Here is a 25,722-nt window from a genome sequence, read left to right as displayed (position 1 = left end):
TACGTTCCTTAATGGCCGCGCTGGTAGCGGTCGACGGCGCGGTTGTGCTCTTGCAGCGAACTGCTGAAATGGCTGCTGCCATCGCCCCGTGCCACAAAGTACAGCGCCTGGGTGGGTTCAGGCCGCACAGCGGCAAGCAGCGAGGCCTTGCCGGGCATGGCGATCGGCGTGGGCGGCAGACCTGGGCGGGTGTAGGTGTTGTAGGGCGTATCGGTCTGCAGGTCGCGCTTGCGCAGGTTGCCGTCAAAGCGCTCCCCCAGGCCATAAATCACCGTAGGGTCGGTCTGCAGCAGCATGCCGGCGCGCAGGCGGTTGGTGAACACCCCGGCCACCAGGGCGCGGTCGGCCTCACGCCCGGTTTCCTTCTCGACGATGCTGGCCAGCACCAGGGCTTCATCGGGCGACTTGAGCGGGGTGTCGGCGGCGCGCTGCTCCCACGCAGCGGCAAGCTGCCGGTCCATGGCGTGCAGGGCGCGGCGCAGCACCGCGAGGTCGCTCGCGCCTTTGGCGTAGGTGTAGGTATCGGGGAAAAACCGCCCTTCGGCCGCCACACCGGTGCGGCCCAGGCGGTCCATCAGTGCGGCATCGGTCAGGCCGGCGCTGTCGGGCTTCAACTCGGCCTGGGCCAGGGCGGCGCGCACCTGGCGGAAGTTCCAGCCCTCGACGAGAGTGAGCGCGCGCAGCGTTTCATCGCCGCGCACCAGCTTTTCCAGCAGGCTGCGCGGTGTGGTGCCGGGCAAGATTTCGTAGTTGCCTGCCCTGATCAGCCGGCTTTGGCCCGAGAGGCGAAACCACCAGTACAGCAGCCGCGCATCGGTGTGCACGCCAGCGGCTTGCACATCGCGTGCCACGCCGCGCGGGGCCGTGCCGGGCTCGATGGCCAGCTCGACAGCCGCGTCGCCCATGGGCAGCGGCGCGTGCAGCCACCACGCAGCCGCCGCAGCAAGCGCCAGCACCAACAACAACAAACCTTTGAAAGCGCGACGCACAACCCTGCTACCTGCAATGAATGGGAGCCCGGAATGATAATTGACGCATGACAACCCCCTTTGATGGCATCACCCCCCTGCCCCACCTCGGCGTGATCCGCGCCGAAGGCGATGACGCCGTGAAATTCCTGCACGGCCAGCTCACCCACGACTTCGCCCTGCTGGACCTGCAGCATGCCCGGCTGACCGCATTTTTGTCGGCCAAGGGCCGCATGCAAGCGAGTTTCATCGGTTTCAAGCGCAGTCCCACCGAGGTGCTGTTGGTCTGCAGCCGTGACCTGTTGACGCCTACGCTCAAGCGCATATCCATGTTTGTGATGCGTGCCAAGGCAAAGCTGAGCGATGCCAGCGAAGAGTTCCTGCTCTATGGTTTGGCAGGCAGTGCTATTGAAAAAGTAGCTGGTAGCGCAATGCAGACAAGCGCTAAGGCCGATTTAGGCAATATTTCCATCATCGGATTGCCACCCGCCGACACCGTGCCCCGTGCCCTGTGGGTCGCGCCTGCCGGCACCCCTGCGCCTGAGGGCACGCCGTTGGCCGAAGGCGTATGGGCCTGGGGCGAAGTGCAAAGCGGCGTGGCGACGCTGACAGCGCCGCTGGTCGATACCTTTGTGCCGCAGATGCTCAACTACGAATCGGTCGATGGCGTGAGCTTCAAAAAAGGCTGCTACCCCGGCCAGGAGGTGGTCGCGCGCAGCCAGTTTCGCGGGGCGATCAAACGGCGCGCGTTCATCGCCCATGCCGATGCTCCATTGCATGCGGGCGAGGAGGTGTTCAGCGCAGCAGAACCCGAGCAAGCCTGCGGTATGGTGGCGCAAACGGCTCCTGCGCCCGGCGGCGGCTCGGACGCCATCGTGGTGCTGCAGCTCTCTGCCGCCGAATCCGGCGCTCTGCATGCCGGCAGCGCGGACGGCCAAGTTCTTCGCTTGGGCACCCTGCCCTACGCGCTCAAGGACGACCTGTAACCAGCGCGCGCTGCATGGGCACATGCGGCAGACCGGCTTCTTCGTAGCGCGGGCCACTCACCGCAAAACCGGCGCGCTCATAGAACGCCTGCGCATTCGCCTGGGCATGCAGCACGACCTGGTGGTCGCCGCGATCGGCTGCGGCCTGCACCAGGGCGTCGAGCATCTGCCGCCCCAGGCGCCCGCCGCGCAGCGCCCGGTGCACGGCCATGCGGCCAATGCGCGAGACGCCCGGTGAAAGCACGACCAGCCGACCCGTGGCCACTGGCTGGGAGAGCCTGTTCATCACCAGCGCATGCAGCGCCGTCGCGTCCTGCCCGTCCATTTCAATCGCGGGCGCTATGCCCTGCTCATCGATAAACACGGCCTGGCGCACACGTGCAGCGCGCTCGCCCAGATCCTGCCAGGCGCCCAACTGGATGTGCGTCGGGCTCTCGCCGGCCTCGAACCCGGCAAACAGCTCGCGCAGCAGCGGCGGCACCGAAATGGGCCGCTGGTTCGCGGGGTCGGCAAACACGTAAATCAGCTCGCCCGAAACCAGCAGTTGCTCGCCACGAAAGATGCCGCCGTCGAACTGCACCGAGCTATTGCCCACGCGCAGGCAGCGCAGGCCAACGGTCAGCAGATCGCCCTCGCGCGCCGACGCGTGGTATTCGAGCGTGGCTTTTTTCAAATACATCTCGCCGCCGAGCTGCTGCATGGCGTCCTCGTACGGCAGTGCCAGCGCGCGCCAGTAGTCCGTCATCGCCGTATCGAAATAGGTCAGGTAGTGCGCGTTGAAGACGATGCGCTGCATGTCGATTTCGGCCCAGCGCACGCGCAGACGCGATTGGCAACGGTAGTCTTGCAATGGCATGGATGGCTTCCTTACACAAGATTGAACGCAGCGCGCAGCGCAGCCGCCGCGTCGGCATGGGCGGTGCGTGCCGCGGGGATGGCGCGGCCCATTTTGATGAATTCGTGCGTGACGCCCCGGTAGATTTCCAGGTCCACTGGCACGCCGGCAGCGCGCAGCTTGTCGGCGTAATCGATGCCCTCGTCCACCAGCGGGTCGCATTCGGCCAGGCCGATCCATGCCGGCGCGACACCTTCCACATCCGGGGCGAGCAGCGGTGCAAAGCGCCAGTCTTCACGCTCGGCCCGGTCGCGCACGTACTGGCCGAAGAACCAGGAGATGGCGGGCTCATCAAGCACCAAACCATGGGCGAACTGCTTGTGCGAGGGCGTGTCCTGGTGCGCGGCACAACCGGGGTAGAAGAGAAGTTGCAGCGCCAACGGCAGGCCGGCGTCGCGCGCCAAGATGGCATTGACGGTCGCCAGCGTGCCGCCCGCACTGTCGCCACCCACTGCAATGCGCTGAGAGTCCGCACCCAGTTCCTGCGCGTGGGCCGCCAGCCAGGTGAGCGCGTCCCAGGCATCATTCGACGCTGTAGGAAAGCGGTGTTCGGGCGCCAAACGGTAGTCGAGCGACACCACCATGCAACCGGCCAGCCGCGCCAACTCGCGGCACAGAATGTCGTGCGTGGCGCTGCTGCCAATGGTGAAACCTCCGCCGTGCAGGTACAGCAGCACCGGCAAGCGTGCAGCGCGCGACGGCGCCACCAGCCGGGCGCCCAACTGGGCACCATCCCGTGTCGGAATGGCCAGCGTTTCTACCCGCTCCATCGCGGCGCGCGGCACTTCGAGAATGTCGGCACCTAGCGCATACACTGCGCGCGCCTGCTCGGGAGACAGCGTGTGCAACCGCGGCCGCCCGGCACGCTCCATGCGTTCAAGCACGCCGCGCATCTGCGGCGCCAATCGGCTGGCGTGAATATTGGGATGCGCCTGGGTCACTTGAAGATCACGCGCACGGGTTGAGCGCCCGGCAGGCCCTGGTAATTGGCCTGTACGTGTAGGCCTGCCTTGGGCGGGAGCAGCGGTGAGAACGAACCCAGGCTCAGCAGATCGCTCGGCTTGAGCGTGATGTTTTCTTTCTGCAGCGCCTCAGCCAGCCAGACCACTGCGTTGAGCGGGTGCTCCAGCAGGTCGCTGCCCTTGCCGCCACCGAGCAGGTAGCCCGAGCCATCCGTGAGCGTCACCTGCATGTCGCGCAAGGCGTCCAGCATGGCGTAGCGCTCAGCGCGCGTCACCGGCACGGGAATGGGCGTGCCGGCCACACCCAGACGCGCGCCGACGTTGATCGCGCTCACTGCCGCGCCGTTGAGCTTCGGAGGCGCCTGCACCATCAAATCGGGCAGCTCGATGAAGGGAATGACCTGGTCAATCGCCTCCAGCACCTCCATGGGGGTGCGCGCATGGTTGATGCTGGCGCTCTTGACCCGCACCAGCATGTCGGCCTCGTACAGCGGGCGGGCGCCAAATGCAGCGGGCACCTCTGCACTGCTTGGTAGCACCATGCCTTCGTACAGCTTGCCCCACACGGGTTGATCGGTATGGAAGCGCTTTTGCACTGCGGTGTTGGTGAGGCCCGCTTTGTAGCCAATGACCTTGCCCATCTTCTGTGCCAGCAAACTGTTGAACTTGGCGCGCGTGCAGGCGCCATCCGCATCCGACAGACCTTCGGGGTTGGCGGCGGGCGTGCGTGCGGCGTAGTGCTCGGCCATTTCTGCAACTTGCACATCGCTCAGGCAGGCGGCATGGGCCGATGTCGCCGCGGCGACGCCAAGGGCCAGGGAGGCCAGGGCGATGAGGGTTTGCTTGCGTGGCATGCGTGTCTCCCGGTTGTAAAGTGTGTGGGTCTATCGTAGCGGGAACGCCTCCAATCGCCATGTCACTCATTTACTACCTTACCCAGATTCAGTTCGAGCATGGCGCCGTGCGCCTGCTGCGCCAGGAATGCGAGCGCGTGGGCATCCAGCGCCCGTTGGTGGTGACCGACCCAGGTGTCAAAGCGGCCGGCGTGCTGCAAACGGCGCTGGATGCGCTGGGCGACCTGCCCGTGAGTGTGTTTGACCAGACGCCATCCAACCCCACAGAAGCCGCTGTGCGCGCGGCCGTGGCGGTGTACCGTGCCGGCAACTGCGACGGCCTGGTGGCGGTAGGCGGCGGCTCGGCCATCGATTGCGCCAAGGGCATTGCCATTGCCGCCACACACGAAGGGCCGCTGACGCACTACGCCACCATCGAGGGCGGCTCGCCCCGCATCAGCGAACGCGTGGCTCCGCTGATTGCCGTGCCCACCACCAGCGGCACCGGCAGCGAGGTGGCGCGCGGCGCCATCATCATCGTGGACGACCACCGCAAGCTTGGTTTTCACTCCTGGAACCTGCTGCCCAAGGCCGCCATCTGCGACCCCGAACTGACGCTGGGCCTGCCGCCGATGCTCACCGCAGCCACCGGCATGGACGCCATCGCCCACTGCATGGAAACCTTCATGTCGGCGGCCTTCAACCCGCCCGCCGACGGCATTGCGCTCGATGGCCTTGAGCGCGGCTGGGGCAGCATTGCGCGCGCCACGCAAGATGGCAGCGACCGCGAAGCGCGCCTGAACATGATGAGCGCCAGCATGCAGGGCGCCATGGCGTTTCAAAAAGGGCTGGGCGCGGTGCACTCGCTCAGCCACAGCCTGGGTGGCGTGAACCCGCGCCTGCACCACGGCACGCTCAACGCGATGTTCCTGCCGGCCGTGGTGCGCTTCAACGCCGAGGCGCCTTCGGTGCAAAAGGACCGGCGCCTGGAGCGCATGGCCGGCGCCATGGGGCTGGCCTCGGCGAGCGACATCCCGGACGCCATCCGCGACATGAGCGCCCGGCTGGGTCTGCCCTCAGGGCTTGCCGCCATGGGCGTGACTGAGGATCAATTCGACGCGATCATCAAAGGTGCCATGGCCGACCATTGCCACAAGACCAACCCGCGCGTCGCAACGCCTGATGAATACCGCGCCATGCTGCGCGAATCGCTCTGAAAGCACCAATAAGAACGAAACACTAGACCAGGTAGTCCAGCCCGGCCGCCTCGGCCTCAGTCTCGGTATCGAGCTTGGGCGCACTCCAGTCGATCGGGTCCTGGTGCAGCACCATGTCGATATCGAGGCCCAGCGGCAATCCCACCTGGTCGGGGAAACTCACCGCCAGCTCGCGCTCTTCGAGCCCTGCTTCGCGTGCGCGCACCCGCCAGGCGGCCAGATGCAGGATGCCGGCAAGCGGTTCGTAGGTGTCGTTCTCAAAGGGCGCGTGCTGGTAGTTAAGCGCATCGACCACCGCCTCGGGCAGTTGCCAGCGCCGGGCCAGCGCACCGCTTACCCGGCCATAGCAAAAACCGAAGATGCGCGATTCCAGTTTGGCGCGGCGCAGGTCCAGCGGCGCCACCAGCGTGTTGAGCGATTGCGCCCGCTCCGGGTCACCCAGATGGATCACCAGTTCGCCCAGGCCGTGCAGCAGGCCGGCGGTGTACGCCGCCGCCTGGTTGTGGTGCACGTGGCCGGCGAGCGAACGCGCCAGTTTGGCCGTGTGCAGGCTGTAGCGCCAGAACTGCTGCATGTTGATGCCCGGCACCGAGCGCGACGTGGTGCCCAGCGGCGCGGAGGCGACCAACTGGCGCAATTGCCCGGTATCGGCCAGCGCCAGCGCCTCTGGGAGGCCGGCGACCTGGCGCGGGCCGCCGAATTCGTCCGAGTTGGCCAGGCACAGCAGGCGCGCAGCCAAGGCCGGATCGGTGGCAAAAAACTGATTCACCCGCCGCAGATTGGGTTCGTCCTGTGCCAGCTCGGCCATCAGCAGCGCAACGGCGCGCGGCAGGCTCGGGAACGCTGGTGGCGAGGCCAGCAGTGCATTCAAATCCATGGGATCGGCGCTGCGTTGGTTGGGACGCGCTGATTATCCACGGCAGCACATCCGTCAGTTCAAGCGGGTGGCCAGTAAAGCCGCCAAGACTGTCCTGCCTCAGCGATTGCGCAGTTTGGCAAAGGCCGACGCCATGGCTGAGGGCGCCGCCGCGTCGCGGCTGCGCGGCGCGTTCTGCCCACGCCCTGCCCCCTCGAACCGGTTTTCACGCGGCCCCCTGGCGCCGCCCGCCCCCGATGGGGCTTCGCCGAGCTTCATCGACAGGCCGATGCGTTTTCGCTCAATGTCCACCTCCATCACCTTCACGGTGACGATGTCGCCGGTCTTGACCACTTCGCGCGCGTCGTTGACGAACTTGTGCGCGAGCTGGCTCACGTGGACCAGTCCATCCTGGTGCACGCCCAGGTCGATGAAAGCGCCGAATTGGGCGACGTTGCTAACCGTGCCCTCCAGCACCATGCCTTCGCGCAGATCGCGGATATCGTCCACGCCTTCGTTGAAACGCGCGACCTTGAAGTCCGGGCGCGGGTCGCGGCCGGGTTTTTCCAGTTCGGTCAGGATGTCTCGCACCGTGATGACACCAAACTTTTCATTGGCAAACAGCTCGGGTTTGAGCGTCTTGAGCATGTCGGCGCGGCCCATGAGTTCGGCCGCCGGCTTGCCGGTCTTCGCCATGATGGCTTCGACCACCGGGTAGGTTTCCGGGTGCACGCCGGTCACATCCAGCGGGTTGTCACCCCCACGAATGCGCAGGAACCCAGCGCTCTGCTCGAACGTGCGGGCCCCCAGGCCGGCCACGTCCATGAGTTGCTTGCGGCTCTTGAAGGCGCCATTGGCATCGCGCCAACGCACCACCGCCTTGGCGACGCTGGCCGAGAGGCCTGAGACGCGGGACAGCAGCGGCACGCTGGCGGTGTTCAGGTCCACGCCGACCGAGTTCACGCAGTCTTCGACCACGGTGGCCAGCGTGCGCGCCAGCTCACTCTGGTTCACATCGTGCTGGTACTGGCCCACGCCAATGCTCTTGGGATCGATCTTGACCAGTTCGGCCAGCGGGTCCTGCAGGCGCCGGGCGATGCTGGCGGCGCCGCGCAGGCTCACATCCACGTCGGGCATTTCTTGGGACGCGTATTCGCTGGCCGAATAGACCGAGGCGCCGGCTTCGCTGACAACTATCTTTTCGATAGCTGGATGCGCTTGTCCATCCTGCGCTGGAGACCGTTTTTGCATCAATTTTATGAGCTCACCTGCGAGCTTGTCGGTCTCGCGGCTGGCGGTGCCGTTGCCAATCGCAATGAGCTGCACGCCGTGCTTCTCGCTCAATTGGGCCAGCGTATGCAGCGCGCCGTCCCAATCGCGGCGCGGCTCGTGCGGGAACACCGTAGCGGTCTCGACCAGCTTGCCGGTGGCATCCACCACCGCCACCTTGACGCCGGTGCGAATGCCGGGGTCCAGCCCCAGCACCACGCGGGGGCCGGCTGGCGCGGCCAGCAGCAGATCGCGCAGGTTGTCGGCAAAGACCTTGATGGCTACTTTTTCGGCGTCTTCGCGCAGGCGGGCAAACAGGTCGCGCTCGGTCGAGAGGCTGAGCTTGACGCGCCAGGTCCAGGCGACGCATTTGCGGATCAGGTCGTCCGCCGGGCGGCCCGCATGGCTCCAGCCCAGATGCAGGGCAATGCGGCCCTCGGCAATACTGGGTTTCCCCGGCTCGGGTTCGACAGGCAGCACCAGCTTGGCTTCGAGAATCTCCAGCGCGCGGCCGCGAAACACGGCCAAGGCACGGTGCGAGGGCACCCGGCCAATGGGCTCGTCGTAGGCGAAGTAGTCGCGGAATTTGGACACTTCGGGGTCGGCCTCGTTTTTGCCATCCACTTTTTTGCTGCGCAGCAAGCCCTCGGTCCACAGCCACTCGCGCAGGCCCTGCACCAGCGCCGCATCTTCGGCCCAGCGCTCGGACAGGATATCGCGCACACCGTCGAGCACGGCGGGAACGGTGGAGAAATCGGCGCCGGGCTTGCCGTCATCGAGCACCTCCGCCGGCTTGGTGAAGGCGGCCGCCTCGACCGCAGGATCAAGGGTTGGGTCGGCAAACAGTTTGTCGGCAAGCGGCTCGATGCCGAACTCGCGCGCCATCTGGCCTTTGGTGCGGCGCTTTTGCTTGAACGGCAGGTACAGGTCTTCAAGTTCCTGCTTGGTTTCGGCTTGGGCGATGGCCAGGCGCAGCGCATCGGTCAGCTTGCCCTGCTCGTCGATCGTCTTCAGTACCACGGCACGCCGGTCTTCAAGCTCGCGCAGGTACGACAGGCGCGCTTCCAGCTCGCGCAACTGGATGTCGTCCAGCCCGCCAGTGGCCTCCTTGCGGTAGCGCGCAATGAAGGGAACCGTGGCCCCGCCATCCAGCAATTCGACGGCGGCGGTGATCTGGTGCGCTCCCACCTGAATTTCACGGGCGAGCTGCTGGATGATTTTTTGCATGGAGAACGGAGTGGCAATCAGAAAAGCGGCGCAGTGTGCCACAAGGTCTTCTAGACCTTGGTTTACAGACGGCGCGCCAGCACTACCCGCAGGCAGGTGCCTCCCAGCGCCGATGGCAGGAACTGCAGCTCCCCACCGGCCTGGCGCACCCGCTCGCGCATGCTGCTCATGCCAAACCCCCCTTGCGGTGCGTCGTCCGCGCTTGCCTGGGGGAGCCCACGCCCGTTGTCGCAGACCTCGAATTGCCAGGTGTTCGAGCCCGGCAAGCGGTTCAGGGACACTCGGACGCGAGTGGCCTGCGCGTGTTGGATCACATTGCTGAGGGCTTCCTGGGCGATCACGGCCAGAAGCGGGTCGCGGGGAGCGTCCGGCAAGCTGGCGGCACTGACCTCCCACTCGATGGCAATCCCTTGCCGTGCGAGGACCGGCTGAAGGCGGTAGCGCAGCTGCGCCAATTGGTCGACGAGCGTGCGGTCCGGGTCGCCCATGGCGTCGACCAGCAGGCGCAACTCGAGCAATGCATGCTCCAGCGCGGCGCGCTGCAGGGCGTCTGTCTCCTTCGCCGGATCGAACAGGGCCAGGGCGTTGACGAGTTGCGAGCCTACGCGGTCATGCAGATCCCGGGCAATGCGCTGGCGCTCCTGCCGCAGCTCAGTACTCGGCCGAACACTGCGCCGCGGGCGCCAGCGCATCGCGCGCGGCAGTTGCACGAGCAGCAATACCAGGTGCACCGTCCCGGTGGATAACACAAGCACCCAAGTCCCATGCATCAGTGGCCCGGCCCGGGACCACAGGGTCCAGGCCACAAAGCTGGACAACGCCTGTTGCAGCAGCAGCAGGCCGAGACAAAGCAGAAGGAAGTTCAGAGGCCGGGGAAGAGACACGGAGTCTCCTTTTCGATATGCGCCGCCTGTGTACGCTCAAAACAAACCGCGAAGGGACGCAAAACGTACGGCCTGCGCGCGGGTGCGCACCTGGAGCTTGCGGTAGATATTGCGCACATGCGTATTCACCGTCATGCTGCTGATCAGCAGGCGGGCGCCGATTTCCACGCTGGTGTAGCCGCTGGCGACCAGCCTGAGCACTTCTTTTTCGCGCACCGAAAGACGCTCAGGCTCCTCTCGCGCACGCGGCGTTGGGACGGCTATTCCCGTTTTATCAAACCGCTGCAGCAGGCGGCGCGCCAGATTCGGCGTGATCGATGCCCCCCCGTTGACCACTTGCAGCACCGCTTGGGCATAGCTGCCAAACCAAGAATTCTTGCTGAGAAAGCCCGTGGCGCCCAGTTCAAAGGCACGCAGCACCTGGTCTTCATTTTCCATCACGGAAATCACGATGGTTTCCACCGACGGCCGAATGCTCTTCACATAGTCCAGCAGCTCAAAGCCCTCACCGTCGCCCAGATGCAGGTCGACCAGCAAGACGTCGAACTCGTGAAGCTTGATGGCTCGCCGCGCCTCACGCAAGCAGTCCGCCTGCGCCACCAGGAGGGTGCGCGGTTCGTTCATTAGTTCCTGCCCGATCACAAGGCGAATGTGAGGGTCGTCGTCCACCAATACGACGCGTACCGGGCGCTGTTCCTGGCCGATCATGAAATCGGGCCAGATGGACGAGGGATTGCCCATCACGGCAAATCCCCCCTGTCCCACTGCTGAATCTGCCCGGGCGGTATGCAATGGTCCGCATACCCTGGGTTGGCTGGAAAAAGTGGCCATGGCCCCCTCCAATTGCGCTTCTTGGTTCGCAAAAAACTTCGATTTATGGGCGCTGATACTGCATTGCAAATCTCTACGGGTTTCACCAACCTCTGCGCACACATTCACACGCTTGAACACTAAAAGAAACCGAAAGAAACGTCTAGCGGCAAAAACGGCAATTTATATACGTTGCACGCCTTACATATAGAAACTACCGACCCTGCTTACTCTGTTTGTTGTAGCAAGGCTGGTATCTCATGCGACTGTTGTACAGGGAAATGCAGCCAAGGTGTTGGAAATGTCTCACCAAGTTACGCTACGTCAACCTAGGTATGGAAGCAAGCGCGGGCCGGGCCCAGACTGATCCCGACAGAACACACAGGGCTTCCCCCAGTTCCACTTCGTGTAACGGCCCGGGTGTCCTGTCAAGCCAGATCGGTTGCGGAGGGACTGCAATCGGTACTCTGGTCAGCACAACTGAAGGAACTGTCATGAAAACACTTGCTCTGTTCACACTCACCGCTCTCGCGTCCGCGACAGCCTTTGCCGCCGGCCCGACTCCGACCGCGGCGGCCAAGATCGAAATCAGCGGAATGTCGATCCAGCACACCGGCGTAGACAGTAACGCGACTGTGTCCAACACAGCCAACGCCTACACCACTGCCGTCCAGAACCTCTCGAGCAACAAGGGCGACATCACCATCGCGGGCTATTCGAACCAGACTACCGAAGTGAATTCGGGTGGTCAGGTCATGAACAAGGCCGTCAATCCCGGGGACGTCGCGGTTCAGAGCCTCGCATCCAACGTGGGCAAGGTCGAGGTCAAGAAAGGCGGCACGTCCAAGCAGGATGCCACCATCAACGGTTCTGTGACGAACACGGCCAGCGGTGCCGGGTCGGTGGATAGGTGCGGTGGCGTGGACTGCAGTGACGCTGCCCTGGCCGTGCAAAGCCTGTCCAGCAACGTGGGCAACGTGACGATCGCTGGTGAGAGCACCCAAAGCACCAATGTTGGCGGCGGTAGTTCCGTAGACAACAAGGCGACGGGCGCGGGAGCCGTTGGGATTCAGTCGCTGGCTACCAATATCGGCACCGTGGCGATCGATGGCAAAAGTCATCAGGCGGTTGGTCTGATGAGGACCACCGTCACGAACTTCGCCAATGGTGCTGACACGACCGCGGTGCAAAACCTGGCCAGCAACTACGACGGCGTGAAGATCATGAGTGGGGGCCACTCTGACCAGGCTGTCACCGGCTACGGCGGCACCATCAGCAACGAAGCCAATGGCAGGTCCGCTCAGGCCTTCCAGAATCTGTCGTCCAATTTTGGCGACGTGACGATCTCCGGGTATTCCAACCAATACACGCACGTAAGCGGCACGGTGGCGAACCTGGCCAATGGTGTGAAGAGCCTCGCGGTGCAGAACCTGTCGTCCAACGACGCCTGCGATCCGCCGAACTTCAAACTGCCTGACTGCCCAACCGGCTATTGCGGCTGGGGCCGGCCAAGCTGATGTGCTGCCACAGGCTTTGGTCGGCTAAAGCCGACCAAAGCCGTTTTTCCAACGGGTAACACCAGGAGAACAGCCATGAAACGCAATTCCACAAGTGCGATGGGCAAACTCATCGTGGCCATGCTGGCCGGCGCAGCCACTTGCGCCCTGGCGGCACCGGGTGAAGATCCCGTGCACATCACCGGCAAGGTCAGTTACCTGCAAATGCCCACGGCGCCACGGTCCATATCGAGTGGCATCGTTTACAAAACCGGCATGCCGGATGACGCCAAAGCCAAGATCGCGCACTACGTCGCCAAGTCCTTCTCGGCAAATACCGAAGGCATCCAGACCGAAAAGGACGTGGTGTCGAGTGTTCAGACCAACAGCATGGGGGGCGTCACCTGCGTGCAGACGCTGCAACCCAGTGCGCCCGGTGCCGGTGGCACCATGGGTGAAGACCAGGTGGTCGTGGTCCGAGGTGACCTGGTCAACATTTGCAGGTGACCTGTACGCGAGAGCCGACAGGCAGCAACCCGATCTGGGTTCTTGCCGGCTTTTTTGGGGCTGTGGTTGACGAAACTCCGCCCGGAGTTGCTTTCGCAATAGAAGAACGAGATCGACACAAGGGGAAGGTTATGACCAAGCGCAACGCAACCTCAGGGTCCGAGCATCACCCAGCGCCCGCAGCGTGCAACTGGCTGGCGGCCACCATGACTGCTGCCGTCTTGCTGGCGGGCTGCGCCACGCCTCTGGATGCGCGCAAGGACACCGAATACCAGTCGCACGCCTCGGTAGCCGACCGCCCGGTGGTGCGCCCGGTGCGATCTGTCTCGAGTTTTTCCGAATCGCTGGTCTGCATGGACCGAATGCTGCGTGAGGCGCAGTTGCCCACCACGTTGATCACCAGCAAGCAATTTATCGATTTCTCTGGCAAGGTGCCCGTGGCGACGAAGGAGATGGTTACCACCTCGCTGTCACAGATGTCGCGCCTGAGCAATGCCTTTCGCTTCGTCGACTTCGAGGTCGATATCGCGCGTCAGGACACGGTGCAGAACCTCACGACCATTCTTCTCAACAACAACCAGATGCAGTTGCAGCGCCCAGCGCTGTATGTGTCAGGTGCGATTGCCTTTGTCGACCAGAGCGTCATCAACAACACCATGGACGCGGGCGTGTCGGGCCCGCGTGTTGACCTTGGCTACAGCCGCTCGCGCAGCGCCACGATCATCGGTCTGGAGGTCCATCTGGGGGACTTTCGCACACGCACCCTCATTCCTGGCATCGATTCCGCAAACGAGGTCGTGACCGGCAGCGGCGGCGAGGGACTTGACGTGGGGGGCCGCATTGGCACCTACGGGGTCAAGTTCAACGTCGGACACGACTATGCCGTCGGCACCGGCGCCGCGATGCGCACCCTGGTCGATCTGGCGATGATTGAAGTCGTTGGCAAGTGGGCTCGCGTTCCCTATTGGCAATGCCTGACCCTGGATCAGGCAAATCCGCACTTTCAGCGGACGATGCAAGAGTGGTACAGCGAAAGTGGCCCTGATGGGCAATTCAATCTGGTCAAGGCCTCGCTAGTCAGCCAGGGCTATCTGCCGCGCGAATCGGAAAACCTTTCGACCAACCACCCCCTCATGCGCCGTGCGCTGGCCAGATTTCAGGCCGACCGGCGTTTGACGGTAAGCGGCATCGTCGACTTTCCGACTTACGAGGCGGCACTGAACCACTTCGTGACGCTGGATGAGGCGGGCGCACTCAGTCGCATCGGCTGGAACAGCAGCGGACCCGAGGCGGTAGCCGTTGCAGACGGCGCAACCGCGCCTGCGATTGGGTTGACCACCGCCAAACCCTGGAGCATCGACTTGCAGGTCGAAAACCCGCAGCCGGCCGGCGAGCGGCCCGCATTCACTGTAGGCGAGCAGGTCTTCCTGTCGGCCACCGTCTCGCGCGCCTCGCACCTCTACTGCTACTACGCCGACAGCGCCGGGGCGGTGATGCGATTGCTGCCCAACGGACTGCAACCGAGTTCGCTGGTTTCGGCCAATGAGGCCATCCGTATTCCGGACTGGATGGCACCCAACCCCGGTTTCATCCTGGAGGCGGGCAGACCCGGAACCGAAGGCGTGATCTGCATCGCCACGCAAGAAGACGCCGCGCCCAAGCTACCCACCGACATGCAAGTGCCCGCGCTCACTGTGATGAATGGCGTGCGGGGAACGCAAGGCGTGTTGGAGCGTTTTGCCGCGGTGACCGGAGAAAACGGCCAGGTTTCGCAAGCGATCCAGTGGGTCGTGCAGCCACGCCGGCCCTCACCGCCGCCGACCGCGGCGGTGCCCCAACGCCCTGCAAGGCAATAACATGAACAGAGCCGCCACAGGTTCGGCACCATTCGGCCCGCGGCTTTGAATCGCACAGCCGACTGAGCCGTATCCCCAGGAAACCGAGCCTCGTATGAACCCCTGCAACATCACGAGACTTGCGTCCTTGCTGCTGGTGGTGCTGGCCTCCGCAGCGCCGAGCGCAAGCGCCACCGCGCGCACGCGGGCCACCGTCATCGCCCAGTTGCAAATGCCCAAGCCTACCCAGGAGCACATTGAGGCGGAGCCTGCCCCAGTGCCGCACATTGAATCGGCACCGGCAACGGTGCCACGAATCGACACCAGGCCTGGCGACGATCAGCCAAGCATTGTCGCCCCAGCGGTCACGAAGGACTCGCTTGCCCTACGCGACACGCAGCAGGCGCAAGCGGTGGATCGTGAGCTGCGGCGCTTGCTGCGCACCGCCGAGGCGCCACGCACGATCGGCAGCACCCCGCAGTCGGCCCAGGCAGCCTGGACGCTGGGCTTGATTTACCTGCACGGCGCGGGCGTTCGGCGCGACACGGCGCTGGCGCAGCGCTGGTTCGAGCAGGCGGCGCGCTTCGGGCGCGAGCCCTGGGCCTACGCCGGGCTGGCCTGGTGCTACCTCGAAGGCTGCACGGGGCCGCCCGACCCGGCGGCTGCGGGGCGCGCCATTGAGCGGCTGCGCCCGCACCACCCCGCGCGCGCCGACTTTCTGCAGTGGGTGCTGAGCATGCGCCAGGCGCCGCTGCAGGTGGCCAAGTCCGGCGTGAATCAGGATCAGGTGCTGGAGTTGCCCGACCGCCCGCTGCTCGAGAAAGCCGCTGCCGCCGGCGACATGCACGCCAACATCGAGCTGGGCATGGACGCCGTGACCAACGAGCGCTTCGAGCAGGCCGAGCAGTACTTTCGCCGCGCCGGCCCCCAGTCGCAGGCTGCACGAGCCAACTTGCAGCAGCTGGCAGCACGCGACAGCAGCCCGATCCAGGCACAACAGAAGTTGCCGCTCAGCGAAAGCGCCGAAGAGGCACTGATGACCGCGCGCAAGTACCACCGGGGCCAGGGCGTTCCGTCGAATTTCACCGAGGCGATTCGGTTTTATCGGCTGGCCGATCAGCGCGGCAGTGTGCAAGCACGGCGCATTCTGGCCTTGATCTATTCCAGGCCCGCTCCCGGTGGCGGCATCGACCCGGGCTGGATGCAGCAGCTGGCCTATGTGGACGTCGGCACGACGATTCCCACCATGGGGGTACTTGGCACCACGCACCTGCTGCACCGCGAGCCGACCCCCCTGTACGACTTGATGCCGGTGTTCTGGCGCGATCAATTGACCCAGGTCGGACGCTAAGAACTGCACCGCTGAGCAGCCCGCGAGGCTGAAGCCACCTGAAGGTTGGACGGCCAGATCGTTCAAGCCGCCCGCAACTGCCGCAGCAACTTGGTGCCCACCTCAGGCGCCTGGAAAAACGACTCCGCTGGGTTCTTCATCGCGACGATGTTCTGCATGCTTCGGCAGACTATTTTCACTCTCGATTCTTGTGCATCGCGGCGACGCGCCGGGAACTGGTGAACGCGGCCGCCAGCGCCAGGCCACCTGCCACCACCAGCGCCATCTTCTCACCCCGACCCGTGCTGGGCGGCCATGCGGTAAACAGCGCGGCCAGCAGCACGGCGCCGCCGGTCTGCCCCGTCAGCCGCGCGGTCCCCAGCATGCCGCTGGCCGCGCCGCTGCGGTGCAAGGGCGCCGACGTGACGATGGTGTGGTTGTTCGGCGACTGAAACAGTGCAAAGCCCGCCCCGCACACCGCCAAGCGCCAGGCGATGTTCAGGTCGCCCGGGCTGACGGGCAGCGCTGCGAGCAGCCACAGGCCAGAGGCAAAAATCACCATGCCAATGCCACCGAGCAAGCCATCGGGGTAGCGGCCAATCAACCGTCCCGAGATGGGCGCGACCGCCGCGATGGCGAGTGGCCAGCAGGTAATGAGCAAGCCGGCGCGCAGCGGCGTGCGGCCATAGCTCTCCAGCAGCAGGAACGGCAGGCACAAATAGGCCAGCATCTGCGCGCCAAATGCGCCCACCGAGGACGCCATGGAGAGCGCAAAGACACGGTTGCGCAGCAAGTCCACCGGAAACAAGGGCGCCGCCAGGTGCCACTGCCTGCGCAGGTACACCCAACCCACCACTCCCCCCGCAGCGAGCAGCGCCAGACCGGTGAGCGGCAAGCCGCTGGCGCCCACACTGCTGTGCATGCCCAGGCGCTCGCCACCCAGAAAGACCAGGGTAAACATGAGAATGTTCAGCCCCACGTCCAGCATGGCCGGCCGTGGGGCTCGGCTGGCCACCACGTTGCGCGGCAGGGACTTGCGCCCCATCCACAGCGTCAGCGCGCCCAGCGGCAGGTTCAGGGCAAACAACCAGGGCCAGGTCGCCACCGACAGGATGCCCGCCGCCACCGTTGGCCCGGCCACCGCCGAGAGCGCCACCACCATCGAATTGATGGCCATGCCGCGCCCGAGCAGGCTGCGCGGGTAAATGAGCCGCACCATGGCGGCGTTCACGCTCATGATGCCGGCGGCGCCCAAGCCCTGGAGCGCACGCGCCGCAATCAGCGCCGGCAGAGACGTCGCCACCATGGCAAAAATCGACGACAGGGCAAACAGCGCCATGCCCACCAGGTACACGCGCCGGTAGCCCATGCGGTCGCCCAGCGAGGCCAGCGGCAGCAGCATGACCAGGGTGGCGATCTGGTAGGCGTTGACCACCCAGACCGCGCTGGCCGCGCTGGCATGCAGTTCCCGCGCAATGCCGGGCAGCGCCAGGTTGACGATGCTGCCATCGAGCACCGCCATCGTCAGCCCCAGGATGATGACCAGCATGGCGCGGCTGCGCTCGGGCTGGGGCAGGCCGTCTTGCGGCGGGTGGGCAACGTCGGAAGGCTTCATGCGGCGAGGCCCTGCGTGCAAACGTTCAAAAGCAAAAATGGCATGGGCACGATTGTCGTGATTTGCGCCCCATCACACGGGTGCACAGTGGCAGCCCTCACGCTTGCAAGTGCCATTGCGCCAGACGATTGCGCGCGTCAAAAAAGTTGGCCACTTGCACCGTCGGGCACTGCGCCCTCGGTTGCCAGCATGCGCAGCTTGGTTGCCGCGCCGCCATGCGCAGAAAACCCGCCTGGCCGCTGGCCTGCCGCCAAAATGCGGTGGCAGGGCACCACCGGAGCGAACGGGTTGAATCCCAGCGCCTGACCCACGGCACGGGCCAGGTGCTTGCCACCCAAATCCGCCGCCAACTCACCGTAGGTGCGCGTCTGGCCTGGCGGAATGGCACAGGCCAGGGCGTAGACACGGCGCTGGAAGTCGGTCAAGCCGCTCATGTCGAGCACGATGCCACTCATATCGTGTGGCTCGCCAGCCAGCAAGGCGGCAATCTGGCCGATCGCTGAAAGCACCTCGGGTGGCGGTGCCGCCTCGGGCAGCGGGCCGGTGTAGCGCAGCAGGCGCGCGCGGGTGCCCGCGTCATCCTGCTCGGGCAATTGCACGCCGCAAATGCCACGTGGCCCCCAGGCAATGCCGCAGGGGCCGATGGCAGTACCGAACAAAGCGTGGCCTGCGGGTGCGTTCATCACTACATCTTTAATAGCTGCTCACGCTTTCCTGATAAGCGCTGGAGGCCGATTTTGCTTCAGAAATCAACCCGCCCGCAGTTGCGCGCGCAGTTGCTGGCCCAGCTCGGGCTTGTCGGCAAAGGGGTCGGTGGGGTTGCGCGCCTGCACCACGTCTTCCATCCGCGTCTGCACCGAGGCCAGCGCCTTGGGGTGGCTGAAGATGTAGAACTGGCCGCTGGCGACGGCGTCAAACACCTTGTGCGCCACTTCGGCAGCGGTGACCTTGCCGCTGCCCACGGCCTTGTCGCTCATCGCCTGGCCGATGATCTGGCTTTGCGTGGGCTTGTCGGCTGCCAGGGTGGCGGGCCGGTTGCGGTGGCTCTGGCTGATGCCGGTGGGCACGAAAAACGGGCACAGCAGGCTGGCGCCCACCTGGTCCGTCACCAGCGACAAATCCTGGTAGAGCGTCTCGGTCAGGCTCACCACGGCATGCTTGCTGACGTTGTAGATGCCCATGTTGGGCGGCGCCAGGAGCCCCGCCATGCTGGCGGTGTTGACGATATGCCCGCGCCACGCCGCATCCTGCTTGGCGGCGGCCAGCATCATGGGGGTGAACAGGCGCACGCCATGGATCACGCCCCAGAGGTTCACGCCCAGCACCCAGTTCCAATCGGCCACCGAGTTTTCCCACACCAGGCCGCCCGCGCCCACGCCGGCGTTGTTGAAGACGAAGTGCGGCGCGCCAAAGCGCTCTTGCACGGCCTGGGCGAGCTGCTCCATTTGCGCCGCATCGGACACATCCACACGCCGCGCCAGCACCTGGCAGCCCGCGGCGATGGCCTCGGATTCGGCGGCGTCAAGGGCGTCCTGCTGCACATCGACCAATACCAGGTTCATGCCGCGCTGCATGCCAATGCGCGCGCACTCCAAGCCGAAACCAGAACCAGCGCCTGTCAGAACGGCGGTCTTGCCTGCGAAGTCTTCAATCATGTGTCTGCCTTTTTAAGTACATAGCCGATACGCGGGAAATGGACATGCACCGTGCCGGCGCGCGGATCGGTTCGGCGCAAGGTGTAGTGCGTGCGGCTGGCCGCCAGCAGCGTGCCTTGCGTCGCCTCGGTGCCAAAGCTCTCGGGGGTCACGGTGACTTCGCTGCCCAGCGCAATGCCGTGCTCGTCCTGGAAGATTTCGTTTGTCAGCGGCAGGGGCTCGGCGTTGGCCGCCACGGTGATCGCGTCCTGCGCGCTGAATTTTTCCATGCGGCCGTGGCCAAGGGCCGCCACGCGGTCCATCCATTCGAGCACGGCGGGCACATGGTCGAATACGTTGGCCACGGTCGGCGTGCAAAGGCGGGTGAACCACAGCGCATGGTAGGCCGCGAAGTCCGCCACGCAGGGCTCGGCGCCAAACAGGAAGTCGTGCTCTTCCACCATGTGCGCGATGCGCCGCAGGTAAGAGCGGTAGGCGGGAGCCGCATCTTGCGTGCGCAAGCGAGTCATGTTCACGTTCATGGCCTTGCGGTCTTCGGCAAAGGCGGCGCCGGCTTCGGGTGTCAGCTTGGCAAACAGTGCCGCAATGCCCTTGGGCTGCATGTTCCAGGCCATGGAGGTCCAGAACAGCGTGCTGTCCGCCCACTGGGCAAAGATGCGCGAGACGCCCTTGAGGTGCGGCGGGAACAAGGCGGGTTCCGGCTGGCGGTGCTCCAGCACCTCGCAGATCAAGCTGGTGTCGCAGTAGATGTCGGCACCGATCTGCAGCACGGGCGTGCGCCGGTAGCCACCCGTCAGCGCCACCACGTCGGGTTTGGGCATGACGCTGGGGATGATGACGGATTTCCAGGGAAGTTGCTTGAAGCCCAGAACGAGGCGGACTTTCTCGGCAAACGGCGACGAGGGGTAATGGTGCAGGATGAGTTCCGTGCTCATGGTGTCTCCTTGGCAAGCGCTGGCTCCGTGGGGCGCAGCATCTCAATATGCGGAATGTCGTCTTCCAGGTAGGGCGCGCCCACCGGCACAAAGCCCAGCCCGCCATAAAAGCCTTGCAGATGCGCCTGCGCACTGATGCGCACCGCCCTGCCCGGCCACGCTTTGGCGCAGCGCGCCAGGCCCTCGGCCACCAGCACACGGCCCAGACCCTGGCCGCGTGCCTCGGGGGCGGTGACCACACGGCCAATGGAGGGCTCGGCAAACTTGGCCCCAGGGTCCACCACGCGCAGGCAGGCCTGGAGTTGGCCCGCGGCGTCGTAGCCCAGCAGGTGCCATGCCTGCCTGTCGGCGGCATCGGGGTCCTGGTACGGGCCTTGCTCAAGAATGAACACCCGGCAGCGCAGGGCCAGCGCGTCGTGCAGGGCGTGCACGCCCAGGTCATCGAAGCGTTTGCAGGTCCAGTGCACGGCGGTGGGCATGGCTCGACGCGGGTGTTCAGACCAGCTTGACGACCTGTTTGCCGAAGTTCTTGCCCTTGAGCAGACCCAGAAATGCCTCGGGCGCGGCGGCAATGCCCTGGGCCACGCTCTCGCGCGGGCGCAGCTTGCCGGTCGCCACGAGCTGGCCCAGCTCGGTCAGCGCCTCGGGCCAGACTTCCATGTGCTCGCTGACGATGAAGCCTTCGAGCTTGAGTCGGTTCACCAGAATCAGCGCCGGGTGCGCCATGGGCAGCGGCGCGCCGTCGTAGCCGGCGATCATGCCGCACAGGGCAATGCGGCCAAAGGCGTTCATGCGTTGCATGACGGCGTCCATGATCCAGCCGCCCACGTTCTCGAAGTAGCCGTCGATGCCCTTGGGGCAGGCTTCTTTCAGCGCCTGACCCATGGCCTTGCCGTCGCTGTGCTGCTTGTAGTCGATGCAGGCGTCAAAGTGCAGCTCGTCCACGGCGTATTGGCATTTGTCAGGGCCACCGGCAATGCCCACCACGCGGCAGCCGCGCGCCTTGGCGAGGGCGGCAAAGGCGCTGCCCACCGCGCCGGTGGCGGCGCTGACCACGACGGTGTCGCCCTCTTTCGGCGCGATGATTTTCACCAGGCCGTACCAGGCCGTCACGCCGGGCATGCCGACGGCGCCCAGGTAATGCGACAGCGGCACGTGGGTCGTGTCCACCTTCTTCAAGGAGCCGGGCTGGTTGGCGTCGACCACGCTGTATTCCTGCCAGCCGCCAAAGCCCACCACCTTGTCGCCCACGGCGAACTTGGGGCTGCGGCTCTCGACCACTTCGCCCACGGTGCCGCCCTGCATCACCTCGCCCAGCGGCTGCGGCTGGGCGTAGCTCTTGGCGTCGTTCATGCGGCCACGCATGTAGGGGTCCAGACTCAAATAGTGGTGGCGCACCAGGACCTGGCCGTCCTGCAAGGCAGGCGTGTCGGTCGCGACGAGCTTGAAGTTGCTGGCCACGGCCTCGCCCTGGGGACGGTTGTCGAGAAGAATTTGCTGGTTGCGGGGCATGGAAGACTCCTGATAAGGATGGAGAAACTACTGTTTTGATAGCTGCTTGCGCAGACCCATAAAGCGCTAGAGGCCAATTTGACCTGAAATTTCAATCTGGTGCAGACGTGCCGTCAATCGGTGGCGATGGCACGCAGCTCGTTCGCACTGCCCGGCCCGACTGGCAGGCGCCGCACGTACTTGAAGGTCCCGGTGGCGTGGGTGCACGGCCGGCCCTTGGCGTCGAACACCGTCGCTTCGGTAAATGCCAGTGTGGCCGTGCGGTGGATCAAGCGGCCCTTGGCAACCAGTGGGCCTTGGGCCGCCTGCATGAAGCTGGTCTTCATCTCGATGGTGACCACGCCCATTTCGGGCGCAACGCTGCGCGCCGCCGTCGCCATGGTCACGTCCAGCAGCGTCATCGAAGCGCCGCCGTGCGTGACGCCAAACGAGTTGAGGTGCTCCGGCCGCGCCTCGTAGTGCAGCTCGGATTCGCCGTCCTGCATGCGCACCATGGCAAAGCCCAGCAACTCGACGAAAGGGATTTCAACGCCAAAATCAAGCAAGATTCGTCCTCAAAATTGCAGCGGTCAAAACTGGCGCGTCATCAGCCAGCGGCCACCGTGCAAGGGCCGCCCCGAAGAGCGGACGCCTGCGGCGGGAGAACCGAGGCGCGCAGCGCCTCAGGGGATTGAACACGATTCAGCCTCCGACCAGGGCGCTCACGCCGCCGTCCACCGCAAGGTGCTGACCCGTGATGTGTTTGCTGGCATCCGACGCAAACAGCGCGCACAGGCCTTTCAAATCCTCGTCATCGCCCAGACGGCCCAGCGGCGCATGGGCCTTGAGGTTCTCTTCGCCCAGCGTCTTGAGCAGACCCGCGGTCATCTTGCTCGGGAAGAAACCCGGGCAGATGGCGTTGACGCGGATGCCGTACTTGCCCCATTCACCCGCCAGCGTGCGCGTGAAGTTGATCACCGCTGCCTTGGAGGTGTTGTAGGCAATGGTGTTCATGCCCTGCGGGTTGCCGCCCAGACCGGCAATGGACGCCACGTTGATGATGCTGCCGCGTTGGCGCGCAATCATGCTGTGCTTGGCGACGTGCTGGCTCAGGATGAAATAGCCGCGCACGTTGAGGTTCATCACCTTGTCCCAAGCCTCCAGCGGGTGGTCCTCGGCCGGTGCGCCCCAGGTGGCGCCGGCGTTGTTCACCAGGATGTCGATGTCGCCCATGCGCTCCATCGTCTCGCTCGCCAGGCGGTGGATTTCGGCTTCCTGCGCGCAATCGGCGGCAATCCAGCGGGCGTCGATGCCGGCCGCCTGCAGTTCGGCGGTGGCGGCCTCCAGGTCGGCGGCCTTGCGCGAGCTGAGCATGATTTTGGCCCCGGCTTCACCCAAAGCATGGGCCATTTGCAAGCCCAGGCCGCGTGAGCCGCCGGTGACGAGGGCCGTCTTTCCGGTCAGGTCAAAGAGTTGCTGGATGGTGCGGGTCATAGGGGTGTCTCCTGGGAAGTTTTGGCGTGCGTGGTGCTGGCCGGGCTGGCCCAGCAATCGAGAAGCATCCCATTCTGCGACTTTGCGCACCTGCGCACTGTCGCGCTGGCGATTGAAGCGCGCAGTGGGGGGCCTCAGTGCGTGCTTCAACCCCGCACGACAGCCTTCTTAACGCGGCGCCTGGACCCACACCTGGCGCGCGCGGCGCCCGGCTTGGGGGGAGCCCCGCCATCGCGCAGCAGCCTGACCCAGGCCCGGCGCGGCCCTGCCGGCATCGCCCTGTCCGCCTTTGCGATCGCGGTAGCGCAAGGCCCAGCGCTCGATCGTATGCAACGAGAGCGCGGCCAGGGCGGTCGAGATCGCCAGCGTGAGGACGACCACCACCGGCCAGGAGAAATCGGCGCGCAAATAGCGCACTACGGGGTAGTGCCACAAATAGACGCCGTACGACAGCGTGCCGAGCTTGACCAGTGTGGGGGCGCTCAGCATCTCGTACACCAGACCCGAACGCTGCTGCGCGGCCACGAGCAGCACCATGGTGGCCAGCTCCACCACCGTGATGCCCCAGACCATGGCGCCCTGGTTGTCCCAGCCGAGCTCCATCAACAAGGGCACGGCCAATGGCAGCCACATGGCCCGCGGGAGGTGTTGGTGCAGCCAATGCACGAACGCCGGGCGTTCGTGCACAAGCGCCGCCAGCAAGCTGCCCGCCAGCAAACCGGAAACGCGGGTGTCGAAGCGGAAAAAGATCTCGTAGAACTGCTGGCCGTGCACCACCCACAGCAGCCGCCACAGCCAGCTCAGCAGGTAGAGAAGCGCTATCGGCCGCCAGACCTTCGTGGGCGGGGAAAAGCGCACCAACAGCATCAGCAGCGGCGGCCAGACGAGGTAGAAATGCTCTTCCACCGACAGCGACCACATGTGCAGCAGCGTGCCGGGGCTGTCAAAGAAGGCGATACCGTAGTCGGCCAGGTAGGCGAGAGACACCAGCGCATCCTGGTACACATCGCCAAGACTGGGCCAGAGCAGCGGCGCTACCAGACAGTAGGTGCCCAGAAACAGGGCCAGCGCGGGCATCAGGCGCAGGAACCTGCGCCAGTAAAACCGTGCGTAGTCGATGCGCCCGTGGGCCTGGCGCTCCAGCAAGAGCAGCGAGGTAATGAGAAACCCGCTCAATACAAAAAACAGATCCACGCCCAGAAACGCGCCATCAAACAGCGGCACGTGCGCGTGCGACAGGACCACCAGCAGGATGGCGACACCGCGCAGCCCATCCAGGGCGGGGTTGTAGCCCAGCGTGAAGTTTCTTGTTGCCAAATCCATGCGCCTTTCTCGAATTCCGGTCATGACTCAGGGTTTTTACTGATGGAGCCGGATTCTAGGGGCGCACCGCTGGGGCGGCGTAACAAAAAGGCATGGGCCGGCGCGGCGCTGGGACATTTCCGCGAGAATGCACGGGCGCGGCGTGCATGCCGCGCCCAACTTTTGGCTCCTCGGGAGCCTTTTTAAACCGCCGTGACTCCGCACGGTGGTGGCTGCTTTCAAACCGGACTTTGCCATGACCTTTACCCCTGCGCGCCGCTCGGCGCTCAAGCAGGCGCTGCTGTGCTGCGCCGCCCTCACCACCCTTGCGTCCACCCTGACCTGCCTGCCTGCGGCTGCCGCCGACAAGGTGCTGCGCGTCTCCGCCATTCCGGACGAAGCCCCCACGGAGCTGCAACGCAAGTTCGCGCCGCTGGGCGAGTATCTGGCCGCGAAGACCGGCATGAAGGTGGTGTTCACCCCCGTCTCCGACTACGCCGCCGTGGTCGAATCGCTCGCCACGGGCAAGCTGGACCTGGCCTGGCTGGGGGGCTTCACGTATGTGCAGGCGAAGATTCGCACCCACGGCACGGCGATTCCCATCGTGCAGCGCGAGGAAGATGCGCGCTTCACCTCCAAGTTCATCACCGCCAACCCCGACATCAAGACCCTCGCCGACCTCAAGGGCAAGAGCTTTGCCTTTGGTGCGCCCTCGTCCACCTCGGGCAGCCTGATGCCGCGCTTCTATTTGCAGCAGGCCGGGCTGAACCCGGAGAACGACTTCAAAAACGTCGCCTTTTCGGGCGCGCACGACGCTACAGCGGCCTTTGTGGCCTCGGGCAAGGTGGAAGCCGGGGTGCTCAATACCTCGGTGTGGGACAAGCTGGTCGAGCAAAAGAAGGTGGACACCAGCAAGGTGCACGTCTTTGCCACCACGCCGCCCTACTTTGATTACAACTGGACGGTGCGCGGCGACCTCAACCCGGCGCTGATCCAGAAGCTCAAGGACGCCTTCCTCCAGCTCGACCCGGCCAACCCGCAGCAAAAGGACATCCTGGCGCTGCAACGGGCCTCGCGCTTCATCCCGACGCGTGCGGAGAACTACGATGGCATCGAAAAGGCGGCCCGGTCGGCCGGCCTGCTGAAGTAAACCCT

The 25,722-nt window shown here is 65.0% G+C and carries 24 protein-coding genes; 7 read left to right on the top strand and 17 right to left on the bottom strand.

Annotated features, from left to right (window positions below; all coding sequences use genetic code 11):
- Window positions 1-8: 8 nt before the first annotated feature.
- On the bottom strand, window positions 9-989 hold the full coding sequence (mltG, locus tag D3F03_RS01470) for an endolytic transglycosylase MltG (RefSeq protein WP_119107597.1): 981 nt from the start codon (window positions 987-989) through the stop codon (window positions 9-11).
- 47 nt (window positions 990-1,036) lie between these two features.
- On the opposite strand from mltG, the gene ygfZ reads away from it, so the two are divergent.
- Window positions 1,037-1,954 (top strand): CAF17-like 4Fe-4S cluster assembly/insertion protein YgfZ, encoded by a 918-nt coding sequence (gene ygfZ, locus D3F03_RS01465; RefSeq protein ID WP_119107596.1) that lies wholly within the window; start codon window positions 1,037-1,039, stop codon window positions 1,952-1,954.
- On the opposite strand, the gene D3F03_RS01460 is transcribed toward ygfZ, so the two are convergent.
- The 3 genes from D3F03_RS01460 to D3F03_RS01450 are packed head-to-tail and all read right to left on the bottom strand — an operon-like array spanning window position 1,938 to window position 4,665.
- Window positions 1,938-2,810 (bottom strand): YbgC/FadM family acyl-CoA thioesterase, encoded by an 873-nt coding sequence (locus D3F03_RS01460; protein ID WP_119107595.1) that lies wholly within the window; start codon window positions 2,808-2,810, stop codon window positions 1,938-1,940. The genes ygfZ and D3F03_RS01460 overlap by 17 nt on opposite strands.
- Window positions 2,811-2,821: 11 nt before the next feature.
- The gene (locus tag D3F03_RS01455; protein WP_119108501.1) at window positions 2,822-3,742 is read right to left on the bottom strand and encodes an alpha/beta hydrolase; all 921 of its coding nucleotides are present in this window, start codon (window positions 3,740-3,742) and stop codon (window positions 2,822-2,824) included.
- A gap of 44 nt (window positions 3,743-3,786) precedes the next feature.
- Window positions 3,787-4,665, bottom strand: coding sequence for a 2-keto-4-pentenoate hydratase (locus tag D3F03_RS01450; RefSeq protein WP_119107594.1), 879 nt, complete (start codon window positions 4,663-4,665; stop codon window positions 3,787-3,789).
- A 59-nt stretch (window positions 4,666-4,724) separates the two neighbouring features.
- On the opposite strand from D3F03_RS01450, the gene D3F03_RS01445 reads away from it, so the two are divergent.
- A complete protein-coding gene (locus D3F03_RS01445) occupies window positions 4,725-5,861 on the top strand; it encodes an iron-containing alcohol dehydrogenase (protein WP_119107593.1) in 1,137 nt (378 codons plus the stop codon).
- A 22-nt stretch (window positions 5,862-5,883) separates the two neighbouring features.
- Here the strand turns inward: D3F03_RS01445 and D3F03_RS01440 are convergent, their stop codons facing one another.
- The 4 genes from D3F03_RS01440 to D3F03_RS01425 form a co-directional block, all read right to left on the bottom strand.
- A complete protein-coding gene (locus D3F03_RS01440) occupies window positions 5,884-6,738 on the bottom strand; it encodes an HDOD domain-containing protein (protein ID WP_119107592.1) in 855 nt (284 codons plus the stop codon).
- 99 nt (window positions 6,739-6,837) lie between these two features.
- Window positions 6,838-9,213 (bottom strand): Tex family protein, encoded by a 2,376-nt coding sequence (locus tag D3F03_RS01435; protein ID WP_119107591.1) that lies wholly within the window; start codon window positions 9,211-9,213, stop codon window positions 6,838-6,840.
- A 62-nt stretch (window positions 9,214-9,275) separates the two neighbouring features.
- Complete coding sequence (locus D3F03_RS01430) at window positions 9,276-10,097, bottom strand: sensor histidine kinase (RefSeq protein WP_119107590.1); 822 nt, start codon at window positions 10,095-10,097, stop codon at window positions 9,276-9,278.
- 36 nt (window positions 10,098-10,133) lie between these two features.
- Window positions 10,134-10,928, bottom strand: coding sequence for a response regulator transcription factor (locus tag D3F03_RS01425; RefSeq protein WP_119107589.1), 795 nt, complete (start codon window positions 10,926-10,928; stop codon window positions 10,134-10,136).
- A gap of 473 nt (window positions 10,929-11,401) precedes the next feature.
- Between D3F03_RS01425 and D3F03_RS01420 the strand changes: the two genes are divergently transcribed.
- The 4 genes from D3F03_RS01420 to D3F03_RS01405 all read left to right on the top strand — a co-directional run bounded on the left by D3F03_RS01420 (window position 11,402) and on the right by D3F03_RS01405 (window position 16,096).
- The gene (locus D3F03_RS01420; RefSeq protein WP_119107588.1) at window positions 11,402-12,424 is read left to right on the top strand and encodes a hypothetical protein; all 1,023 of its coding nucleotides are present in this window, start codon (window positions 11,402-11,404) and stop codon (window positions 12,422-12,424) included.
- Window positions 12,425-12,499: 75 nt separating this feature from the next.
- Complete coding sequence (locus D3F03_RS01415) at window positions 12,500-12,910, top strand: hypothetical protein (RefSeq protein WP_119107587.1); 411 nt, start codon at window positions 12,500-12,502, stop codon at window positions 12,908-12,910.
- 131 nt (window positions 12,911-13,041) lie between these two features.
- Window positions 13,042-14,766 (top strand): DUF4384 domain-containing protein, encoded by a 1,725-nt coding sequence (locus D3F03_RS01410; RefSeq protein ID WP_119107586.1) that lies wholly within the window; start codon window positions 13,042-13,044, stop codon window positions 14,764-14,766.
- 94 nt (window positions 14,767-14,860) lie between these two features.
- Complete coding sequence (locus D3F03_RS01405) at window positions 14,861-16,096, top strand: tetratricopeptide repeat protein (RefSeq protein WP_119107585.1); 1,236 nt, start codon at window positions 14,861-14,863, stop codon at window positions 16,094-16,096.
- 175 nt (window positions 16,097-16,271) lie between these two features.
- Here the strand turns inward: D3F03_RS01405 and D3F03_RS01400 are convergent, their stop codons facing one another.
- From D3F03_RS01400 to D3F03_RS01360, 9 genes are all read right to left on the bottom strand, one after another.
- The gene (locus D3F03_RS01400) at window positions 16,272-17,690 is read right to left on the bottom strand and encodes an MFS transporter (RefSeq protein ID WP_119107584.1); all 1,419 of its coding nucleotides are present in this window, start codon (window positions 17,688-17,690) and stop codon (window positions 16,272-16,274) included.
- Window positions 17,691-17,827: 137 nt separating this feature from the next.
- Window positions 17,828-18,373 carry a methylated-DNA--[protein]-cysteine S-methyltransferase gene (locus tag D3F03_RS01395; RefSeq protein ID WP_119107583.1) on the bottom strand — a complete coding sequence of 182 codons (546 nt, stop codon included), beginning with the start codon at window positions 18,371-18,373 and terminating at the stop codon, window positions 17,828-17,830.
- Window positions 18,374-18,439: 66 nt separating this feature from the next.
- Entirely contained in the window at window positions 18,440-19,345 is a 906-nt protein-coding gene (locus tag D3F03_RS01390) for an SDR family oxidoreductase (RefSeq protein ID WP_119107582.1), read from the bottom strand.
- Entirely contained in the window at window positions 19,342-20,280 is a 939-nt protein-coding gene (locus tag D3F03_RS01385) for a glutathione S-transferase family protein (protein WP_119107581.1), read from the bottom strand. Before D3F03_RS01385 ends, D3F03_RS01390 begins: the two co-directional genes overlap by 4 nt.
- Entirely contained in the window at window positions 20,277-20,759 is a 483-nt protein-coding gene (locus D3F03_RS01380) for a GNAT family N-acetyltransferase (protein ID WP_119107580.1), read from the bottom strand. The genes D3F03_RS01385 and D3F03_RS01380 overlap by 4 nt, the downstream gene beginning before the upstream one ends.
- 16 nt (window positions 20,760-20,775) lie before the next feature.
- Window positions 20,776-21,792, bottom strand: coding sequence for an NADP-dependent oxidoreductase (locus D3F03_RS01375; RefSeq protein ID WP_119107579.1), 1,017 nt, complete (start codon window positions 21,790-21,792; stop codon window positions 20,776-20,778).
- A gap of 113 nt (window positions 21,793-21,905) precedes the next feature.
- Entirely contained in the window at window positions 21,906-22,337 is a 432-nt protein-coding gene (locus tag D3F03_RS01370) for a PaaI family thioesterase (protein ID WP_119107578.1), read from the bottom strand.
- 136 nt (window positions 22,338-22,473) lie between these two features.
- On the bottom strand, window positions 22,474-23,265 hold the full coding sequence (locus D3F03_RS01365) for an SDR family oxidoreductase (protein WP_119107577.1): 792 nt from the start codon (window positions 23,263-23,265) through the stop codon (window positions 22,474-22,476).
- A gap of 168 nt (window positions 23,266-23,433) precedes the next feature.
- A complete protein-coding gene (locus D3F03_RS01360; protein ID WP_245960460.1) occupies window positions 23,434-24,588 on the bottom strand; it encodes an acyltransferase family protein in 1,155 nt (384 codons plus the stop codon).
- A 235-nt stretch (window positions 24,589-24,823) separates the two neighbouring features.
- On the opposite strand from D3F03_RS01360, the gene D3F03_RS01355 reads away from it, so the two are divergent.
- Entirely contained in the window at window positions 24,824-25,717 is an 894-nt protein-coding gene (locus tag D3F03_RS01355) for a putative selenate ABC transporter substrate-binding protein (protein ID WP_119108500.1), read from the top strand.
- The last annotated feature ends 5 nt before the right edge of the window (window positions 25,718-25,722 follow it).

The sequence above is a fragment of the Simplicispira hankyongi genome (assembly GCF_003570885.1).
Lineage (GTDB): Bacteria > Pseudomonadota > Gammaproteobacteria > Burkholderiales > Burkholderiaceae_C > Simplicispira > Simplicispira hankyongi.
Note: the sequence above shows the minus strand (reverse complement) of the source record. Positions and strands in the feature narration are given on the sequence as shown.